General features: G+C 67.3%; 7 protein-coding genes. 4 read left to right on the plus strand and 3 right to left on the minus strand.

The features are described from left to right. Positions 1 to 43 precede the first annotated feature (43 nt). A complete protein-coding gene (locus HMPREF2924_RS25890) occupies positions 44 to 775 on the plus strand; it encodes a substrate-binding periplasmic protein (RefSeq protein WP_003099929.1) in 732 nt (243 codons plus the stop codon). Here the strand turns inward: HMPREF2924_RS25890 and yccS are convergent. Together yccS and dbpA are read right to left on the minus strand one after the other, a co-directional pair. Then, positions 772 to 2,973: a YccS family putative transporter gene (yccS, locus tag HMPREF2924_RS25895; protein WP_003084700.1), complete on the minus strand. Its 2,202-nt coding sequence runs from the start codon at positions 2,971 to 2,973 to the stop codon at positions 772 to 774. The two genes, HMPREF2924_RS25890 and yccS, sit on opposite strands and share 4 nt — an antisense overlap. Before the next feature lie 261 nt (positions 2,974 to 3,234). Further along, complete coding sequence (gene dbpA, locus HMPREF2924_RS25900; protein WP_003084703.1) at positions 3,235 to 4,611, minus strand: ATP-dependent RNA helicase DbpA; 1,377 nt, start codon at positions 4,609 to 4,611, stop codon at positions 3,235 to 3,237. 347 nt (positions 4,612 to 4,958) lie between these two features. On the opposite strand from dbpA, the gene HMPREF2924_RS25905 reads away from it, so the two are divergent. Beyond that, on the plus strand, positions 4,959 to 5,168 hold the full coding sequence (locus HMPREF2924_RS25905; protein ID WP_003084710.1) for a cold-shock protein: 210 nt from the start codon (positions 4,959 to 4,961) through the stop codon (positions 5,166 to 5,168). Between the two features lie 150 nt (positions 5,169 to 5,318). Continuing rightward, positions 5,319 to 5,843 (plus strand): retropepsin-like aspartic peptidase RloA3, encoded by a 525-nt coding sequence (locus HMPREF2924_RS25910; RefSeq protein WP_003084714.1) that lies wholly within the window; start codon positions 5,319 to 5,321, stop codon positions 5,841 to 5,843. A 102-nt stretch (positions 5,844 to 5,945) separates the two neighbouring features. On the opposite strand, the gene mdtD is transcribed toward HMPREF2924_RS25910, so the two are convergent. After that, the gene (gene mdtD / locus HMPREF2924_RS25915; protein ID WP_003123891.1) at positions 5,946 to 7,379 is read right to left on the minus strand and encodes a multidrug transporter subunit MdtD; all 1,434 of its coding nucleotides are present in this window, start codon (positions 7,377 to 7,379) and stop codon (positions 5,946 to 5,948) included. Between the two features lie 374 nt (positions 7,380 to 7,753). Here mdtD and HMPREF2924_RS25920 point away from each other — a divergent pair. Continuing rightward, the coding region (locus HMPREF2924_RS25920; protein ID WP_141765578.1) for a Clp protease N-terminal domain-containing protein at positions 7,754 to 8,616 on the plus strand (863 nt) is incomplete at its 3' end.

Consider the following 8,616-nt stretch of genomic DNA (forward strand, 5'->3'; position numbering starts at 1 on the left):
GGGATGGCTATGCTGTGGCGATCCACTCCTGGGACGCTCCTTCATGCTGCGATGCGCACTCCTGCTGCTGACATTGCTCCTCCCTTGCGCGCTGCCTGCCGCCAACCTGCGCCTGGTCGGCGACTCCTGGCCGCCTTTCGTCGATTCGCGCCTGCCTGGCAACGGCCTGGCGGTGGAACTGGTGACCACCGCGCTCAAGCGCGCCGGCTTCGACTCGAGTTTCCAGCAGGTACCCTGGTCGCGTGCCCTGTACGGCGTGCGCAGCGGCGACTACGACATCGCCCTGAGCGCCTGGTACGAGCCCGCCCGCAGCCTCTACGGGCAGTTTTCCCGCGCCTACCTGAGCAACCGCATCCGCCTGCTGCAACGCAAGGGGCGGGGTATCGAGTTTTCCCGCCTGAGCGACCTGCGTCCCTACCGCATCGCGGTCGTGCGCGACTATGCCTACGCGCCCGAATTCGACCGTGACAGCCGTCTGCAGAAGGTCAACGTGACCAGCTTCGCCAACGCCGCGCGGATGCTCGAGGCGGGGCGGGTCGACCTGGCGGTGGAGGACGAGCTGGCGCTGGGGGTCGCCTTCAAGGGCGAACTGGCCGATTTGCGCGACAAGCTGGAGGTACTGCCCATCCCGCTTGGCGAGAACGGCCTGCACCTGCTGGTGAGCCTGAGGAATCCCCGGCATGACGAGATCGTCGACGGCTTCGACCTGGCCATCCGCGGAATGCGCGACGACGGCAGCTACCAGCGCCTGCTGGAGCGCTACGGCGCGCGCTAGGGCTGGCCTGGCAGCGGCTGCGCGCCGGCCAGTTCCTTCTTCAGCAAGTGCGCGGCCAGGGTGCGCAGCGGGGCGAGCTGGCGGCAGATGTGCGCCAGTTGGGTCTGTACCAGGCGATGGCTGTCGTCCATGTCCTCGGGCATCTGCTCCAGTTCCTTGGCCAGCGCTTCCTCCTCTTCGCTGTAGATGGCGACCGGGCGTTTCTGTTCCAGGCTCGCGGCGATTTCCTCGAGGCTGGCGGAGAGCCGCTCGGCGGCGCGCTCCAGGAGGCCGTCGCTGGCGTCCTCGGGCAGGCTTTCGCGGTGCGCGCCGAGGCCGGATAGATAGCTGAGCAGGGTGTGCGAGAGGACCAGGAAGCGGAAGCCGATCTCGGCGTCCTTCCTGAAGTGGCCGGGCTCCAGGAGCATGTTCGACAGGGTGGTCGACAGCGCTGCGTCGGCGTTGTGCGCGTTGCGCCGGGCGGTGCGGTAGTCGAGGTCGTCGCGCTTGCCGGTGGCGTACTGCTGCATGATCTGCCGCAGGTAACGGCTGTTGCAGGCGAGGGTGTTGGCGAGCATGCGGTTGAGCCGGCGGCCCTGCCAGTCGGGCAGCACCAGGAACACCGCGAGGCCGGCGATCAGGCTGCCCAGCAAGGTATCGAACAGGCGGGGCAGGATCAGCCCGTAGCCATCGCCGACCTGGTTGAAGCAGAACAGCACCAGCAGGGTGATCGCCGCCGTCGCCAGGGTATAGCGACTGCTGCGGGTGGCGAAGAAGGCGACCCCGGCGGCGACCGCGAACAGCGACTGCACCAGCGGGCTGGGGAACAGGTCGATCAGCGCCCAGCCGACCACCAGGCCGACCACCGTACCGAGGATCCGCTGCACCAGGCGCAGGCGGGTCGCGCCATAGTTGGGCTGGCAGACGAACACCGTGGTGAGCAGTATCCAGTAGCCCTGGGTCGGATGGATCCAGTGCAGCACGCCGTAGCCGGCGGTCAACGCCAGGGCCATGCGCAGGCCGTGGCGGAACAGCAGCGAGGTCGGGGTGAGCTGCTGGCGCAGGCGCTCGAAGGCGTCCTTCAGGCTGCGCGGCGAGCGGTCGAGCAGGGCGCTGTCCTGTTCGTCGGCGATGGCGTCCGGGTTGCTCGCCCCGGCCAGCTTGCGGTCCAGCGTGGTGAGGTTGGCGGCCAGGGCGCCGAGCGAGCGAAGCAGGCCCTTCCAGGCCGGGTTGCTCTGCTGGCGCAGGTGTTCGAGCGAGGCCTGGAGGTCTTCCAGGGCCAGCTCGCGGTCGGCGTAGTCGAACGGCTGGCGCAGGCGGATAGCCCGCGCCAGGGCCTGGCAGGCCTTGCCCTGCTGGTTGAGCAGGCGCTGGCAGCGGAACAGCACGTCGCTGTGGAAGAACGCCTCGGCCAGCCGGTTGTACGGGTAGTGCGAGGAACTGGCGCGCTCATGGACGTCCTGGGCGATGAAATAGAGCTTCAGGTAGCGGCTCACCTTGGGGCCCGGCCGGCCATGGCCGAGGCGGTTGAGAATGGTCTCCTTGGCCTGGTTCAGCGCCACCACCACCTTGCCGTTCTGCCGTGCCAGGGCGAGGCGCTGGCCCTCCACGTCGAGCTGGCGCAACGGTTCGAACAGGCTCGACTTGATCCTCAGGTATTCGCCCAGCTCGAAATACAGGCGGGAAAGACTCTGCTGCACCGGCTGGTTGGAGAACAGCGCGTTCCACAGCACTGAGAGCAGCCCGTACCAGGCCGCCCCGGCCACCAGCAGCAGCGGTTCGTGCCAGACATCGGCGACCTCACCACCGCGCTGGTCCACGCCGATCATGGTGTAGATCGAGAGGATCAGGGTCGCCGAGGCGATCGCCGCATAGCGCTCGCCGAGGGCGCCGAGGAGGATCATGCCGAACGCCGACAGCGCCATCCCGGAAACGAACAGCCAGGGATAGGGGAACAGCAACTCGACGGCGAAGGCGGCGACGCTGAAGCACAGCAGGGTCACCAGCAGCGCTTGCAGGCGGCCGAGCCAGTTGTCGTCGGTCTCCGCCAGGGCGCTGGCGATGATCCCGAGGAACAGCGGGATCAGCAGCTCGATGCGGTCCTGCCACCAGCACAGCAGCAGGGCGCCGGCCAGGGCGATGAACACCCGCAGGCTGTAGGCGAACTTGTCGAGGGCCCAGAGGCGGCGGAGCGTGTGTGTCAGCGAAGAGGGCGGCATGGGGGCGGAGTGCTATCCGATGGTCCGTGGTTCAGCCTATGTGGCCTGTCCGGCTAATTCAATCGGCCGATTTCGCGCGACTGGAAGTCCACTGCCCGCCGCAGTCGCAGGAAACGCTGCCGTGGGCAACTCGGTCGAGCCGGGCATCTGGCGGATGCAGGCTTCGTGCCTGCGAACGCTAAGACGTCGTCGCCGCGCCGGAAGTTACCCGGCGGCGATATCGCGCGCCGGAGCGGGCCCGGCGAGCGAAGCGGCGGCGCGCTACAGCAGGCGGACCTTGAACGAGCGCCCCTTGATCTTGCCTTCGCTCAGGCGCTTGAGGGCCTGGTGGGCGAGGCCGCGCTCGATGGCGACGAAGGCCTGGAAGTCGAAGATGGCGATCTTGCCCACCGCGCTGCCGGGCAGCCCGGCGTCGCCGGTGAGGGCACCGAGCAGGTCGCCGGGGCGCACCTTGTCCTTGCGTCCGCCGGCGATGCACAGGGTGCTCATCGGCGGCAGCAATGGCTCCGGGCTGGCCTTCAACTGGCCGAGGGCGTACCAGGCCAGCGGCTGCTTCTGCAGGTCCTCGATGGCCTGCGCGCGGCTGGCCTCGGCCGGCGCCACCAGCGACAGGGCCAGGCCTTTCTCGCCGGCGCGACCGCTGCGTCCGATGCGATGGATGTGGACCTCCGGGTCGCGTGCCAGCTCGACGTTGATCACCGTTTCCAGGGCGGCGATGTCCAGCCCGCGGGCGGCCACGTCGGTGGCCACCAGTACGTTGCAACTGCGGTTGGCGAACACCGTCAGGACCTGGTCGCGCTCGCGCTGCTCCAGGTCGCCGTGCAGGGCCAGGGCGGAAATCCGCTGCGCCTTCAGTGCGTCGGCCAGCTCCTGGCACTGCTGGCGGGTCTGGCAGAAGGCCACGCAGGACTGCGGCCGGAAATGCTGGAGCAGGCGTACCACGGCGTCCATGCGCTGCTTCGGGTCGATCTCGAAGAAGCGCTGCTCGATCTGGCTGTCGGCGTGCAGCGACTCGACCTTCACCTGTCGCGGATCGCGCATGAAGGTCTTCGCCAGCTTCTCGATGCCGTCCGGGTAGGTGGCGGAGAACAGCAGGGTCTGCCGGCGCTCGGGGAGCTGGCCGATGATCTCGGCGATGCTGTCGTAGAAGCCCATGTCGAGCATCCGGTCGGCTTCGTCGAGGACCAGGGTATTGAGCCCGTCGAGGACCAGGGTGCCCTTGCGCAGGTGCTCCTGGATGCGCCCCGGGGTGCCGACCACCACGTGCGCGCCGTGCTCCAGCGAAGCCACCTGCGGACCGTAGGGGACGCCGCCGCAGAGGGTCAGGACCTTGATGTTGTCGGCGGCGCGGGCCAGCCGGCGGATCTCCTTGGCGACCTGGTCGGCCAGTTCGCGGGTCGGGCACAGCACCAGCGCCTGGCAGCCGAAGTAGCGCGGGTTCAGCGGGCTGAGCAGGGCGAGGCCGAAAGCCGCGGTCTTGCCGCTGCCGGTCTTGGCCTGGGCGATCAGGTCGTGGCCCTGGAGGATCAGCGGCAGGCTCTGCGCCTGGATCGGCGTCATCTCCCGGTAACCGAGGGAGTCGAGATTGGCCAGGAGGTCCGCGGAAAGCGGCAGCGAGGAGAAAGCGGTGGAGGTCACGGGGCAGGGCTCGGCAGGCGATACGAGCGGCTAGTCTAGCAGCCTGCGGCGGCTTGCCGCGTGCGATCGCCGCCGGAGCAGCAGCGACAGGCAATGTATCTTTGGCCAGTACCGTTCGTCCGAAAAACGAAAAAAGCGCGTTTCTGTATTTTTATACAGGTTCGCTTTCCTCAGTTTTTTGTCGTAGAGTGCTGACACTGTGTTTGCATGGGTCGCCGTCGATCGTGACCTGATGCGGTCGGAAATTCCAGCCCGTCCTGCTCGACTCCTTGTAACTCCTTGCAACTCAGTTACCGGCTACGATTTCGTGGCTAAATCAATACCCATAGTTCCAAGGAGAACTTGCAATGTCCCGTCAGAACGGCACCGTTAAGTGGTTCAACGAAACCAAAGGCTACGGCTTCATTACCCCGGAAAGCGGCCCGGACGTTTTCGTTCACTTCCGTGCCATCGAAGGTAACGGCTTCAAGACCCTGGCCGAAGGCCAGAAGGTCAGCTTCGAAGTCGTACAAGGCCAGAAAGGCATGCAGGCCGAGCGCGTTCAGGTGATCAACTAAGATCCCTGGGCCCCAGCCCGAAGAACCCGGATGGAAGCATCCGGGTTTTTTATTGCCCGGAGAAAACCGTCACACTGTCTTCGCCTGCCGTTCACCCTGTCTTGACGAGTTCCCGCCCAGAGTGGCCCGGTCCCGTTCGGAGTCGTTTCGATGAAGCCTGTGCAATCCCGTCGTCTGGCCTTCGCCGCGCTGTTGTCGCTGTCGTTCTCTTCCGCGTCCTGCCATGCCGCCACCGAGCACTGGGGCTGGATCGAGCAGTCCTGGCTGATGCCCGAGCGCATGCAGGCCAAGGCCAAGCTGGATACCGGCGCGCTGACCTCGTCGCTGGACGCGAGGAATATCCATCGCTACAAGAAGGACGGCGAGCGCTGGGTGCGCTTCGATGTCGTGCTGCCCACCGCCGACAGCAAGGCGCCGGTCAGCGTGACCTTCGAGCGCAAGGTGCTGCGGCTGATCAAGGTGCGCGGCGCCGGTGGCAGCGACAGCCGTCCGGTGGTGGCGATGGACATCTGCCTGGGCGCCAAGCTGCTGCGCGAGCAGTTCTCCCTGCGCGACCGCGGCAACATGAACTATCCGGTGCTGCTCGGCCGCCGCACGCTCGAACACCTCGGCGCGGTCGACGTGTCCCGAACCTTCACCCGCAAACCCACCTGCGGCGCGCTCGCCGCTCAGTAGAAGAACCCGCGCGGCAGTCCGGCGGCCAGCGCCAGCCGGGGCAGCACGATCAGCGCCGTCATCCACAGGTTGCGCGGGCGCGCCTCGTCCTCGCGAGCCCGGCTAGAGGTCCGGGTCCTTTTCCGGATCGATCCGGCGCGGGCTGGTGCGGCCGTCCTCGCTGCCGAGCTGGAAGAAGATCGCTGCGGCCAGCATCGACATCAGGCCGACGCTGACATAGGTGGCGTGGAAGGCGCCGAGTACGGTGTCCTGCCCCGTATCCAGGTCGGTCTGGAAACCGCCCAGCAACGCCGCCGCGCAAGCCACGCCAAGGCTGATCGACAATTGCACGACCACCGACATCAGGCTGTTGCCGCTGCTGGCGTTGCTGTCCTGCAGGTCGATCAGGGTTAGGGTGTTCATCGCCGTGAATTGCAGGGAGTTCACCGCGCCGAGCAGGCTCAGGTGCAGCAGCAGCCAGACGTAGGGGGTGTCCTGGTCGACCAGGCCGAAGCCGGCGATCAGGCAGCCGAGGATCAGGGTGTTGCCGACCAGCAGCTTGCGATAGCCGAAGAAGTCCAGCAGTGGCTTGGCCATCGGCTTGGCGACCATCGCGAACAGCGCCAGCGGGATCATGGTCATGCCCGCGGTGGAGGGCGGGTAGCCCAGTCCCACCTGCAGCAGCAGCGGGGTGAGGAAGGGCAGGGCGCCGCTGCCCAGGCGGGCGAACAGGTTGCCGAGGATGCCGACGGCGAAGGTCCGCGCCTTGAACAGGCTCGGCGGGAACAGCGGCTTGTCGATGCGTAGCGCGCGCAGCCAGTAGGCGGTGAGCAGGACCAGTCCGCCGATCAGCAGCAGGACCACGCGCAGGTGCGACAGGTGCAGCTCGCCGAGTCCTTCCAGGGCGATGGAGATCAGCACCATGGAGCCGCCGAAGAGCAGGAAGCCGATGCTGTCGAAACGGCTCGGCACCGGGCTGCGCAGGTCCGGCATCAGCTTCATCGCCACCAGGCAGCCGAGCAGGCCGACCGGTAGGTTGATCAGGAAGATCCAGTGCCAGGAGGCGTACTCCACCAGCCAGCCGCCCAGCGTCGGTCCCGCCAGCGGGCCGAGCAGGCCGGGAATGGTGACGAAGCTGAGCACCCGCACCAGGTCCTGGCGCGGGTAGACGCGCAGGATCACCAGCCGTCCCACCGGCATCATCAGCGCGCCGCCGACGCCCTGTACGATGCGCGCGCCGACCAGCAGTTCGAGGCTCGGCGACAGCGCGCAAAGCAACGAGCCGAGGCTGAACAGCAGTACCGCGCCGAGGAATACCCGGCGTGTGCCGAAACGGTCGGCGATCCACCCCGAGGCCGGTATCAGCAGGGCCACCGTGAGCAGGTAGGCGATCACCACCGCCTGCATGCGCAGCGGGTTTTCGTTCAGCGAACTGGCCATGCTCGGTAGTGCGGTGTTGAGGATGGTGCCGTCGAGGGCTTGCATGAAGAAGGCGACGGCGACCAGCCAGGGTAGTTGGCGGGCGATGCGGGGGGTGAGCTGGAACGGCTCGCTCATGGACGGGCTCCCTCGGGCGGACAGGGCCCAAGCATAGAGAAGTTCTCGCCGCGATGGGACGGCCGACGACCGGATCGGGGCGAACAGCGGGCATTGCGGCGGAAGTCGCGGGCCAGAGCGGTCGCCTTTCATTGTCCTGGGTCAAGCCGAAGCGCTGGCGCTCGCCGGCTGCTGTGCTAGTACTCAAGAGTCACCCCGTCAGTGGCTGCGGATGCGACGCCGGCGCTTCGTCATCGCACGGACATGTCCCGCGTTGCATGCTCGACGGCGCGTGCTTCACCGCCTTGTCGCGATGTTCTCCACGCAGCGCTCGGCGACCCCGGTCGCCGCTGCCGTCGCCGAAGCCCACCTTCCGTGGAAACAGGAGCCCTCCCATGGCCCAGGAACTTTGCGCTATCTGCCACGAACGTCCCGCCGTCGCCCGCGTCAGCCTGGTACAGAACGGCCAGCGCCGCGAACTCGCTCTCTGCGAACTGCATTACCGCCAGTTGATGCGCCAGCAGCGCATGCGCTCGCCGCTAGAGTCGCTGTTCGGCGGCGGCAGCCCGTTCGACGAGATCTTCTCCGGCTTCGGCGAGCAGAGCCCGGTCACCCCGGTGCGCGCCCGCGAGCCGGAGGCGGTGGACATCGCCGAGTACTTCAGCAAGCAGACCACCGAGTACCTGCAACGCGCCGCGCAGGTCGCCGCCGAATTCGGCAAGCGCGAAGTGGACACCGAGCACCTGCTCTACGCCCTGGCCGACGCCGACGTGGTGCAGGCGGTGCTCAAGCAGTTCGGCCTGTCGCCGGCCGACCTCAAGCAGTACATCGAGGCCAACGCCATGCGCGGCGCCAGCAAGGGCGAGGCGAGCGAGGACATGACCATCTCGCCACGGGTGAAGAGCGCCTTGCAGCATGCCTTCGCCCTGTCCCGCGAACTCGGCCACAGCTATGTCGGCCCCGAGCACCTGTTGCTCGGCCTGGCAGCGGTGCCGGACAGCTTCGCCGGGACGCTCCTGAAGAAGTACGGCCTGACCGAGCAGGCGCTACGGCAGAAAGCGGTCAAGGTGGTCGGCAAGGGCGCCGAGGACGGCCGCGTGGACGGCCCGAGCAACACTCCGCAACTGGACAAGTTCAGCCGCGACCTGACCCGGCTGGCCCGCGAAGGCAAGCTCGATCCGGTGATCGGCCGCTCGAAGGAAGTCGAGACCACCATCGAGGTGCTCGCCCGGCGCAAGAAGAACAACCCGGTGCTGAT

The sequence above is a fragment of the Pseudomonas sp. HMSC063H08 genome (assembly GCF_001813645.1).
In the GTDB taxonomy this organism is placed as follows: domain Bacteria; phylum Pseudomonadota; class Gammaproteobacteria; order Pseudomonadales; family Pseudomonadaceae; genus Pseudomonas; species Pseudomonas aeruginosa.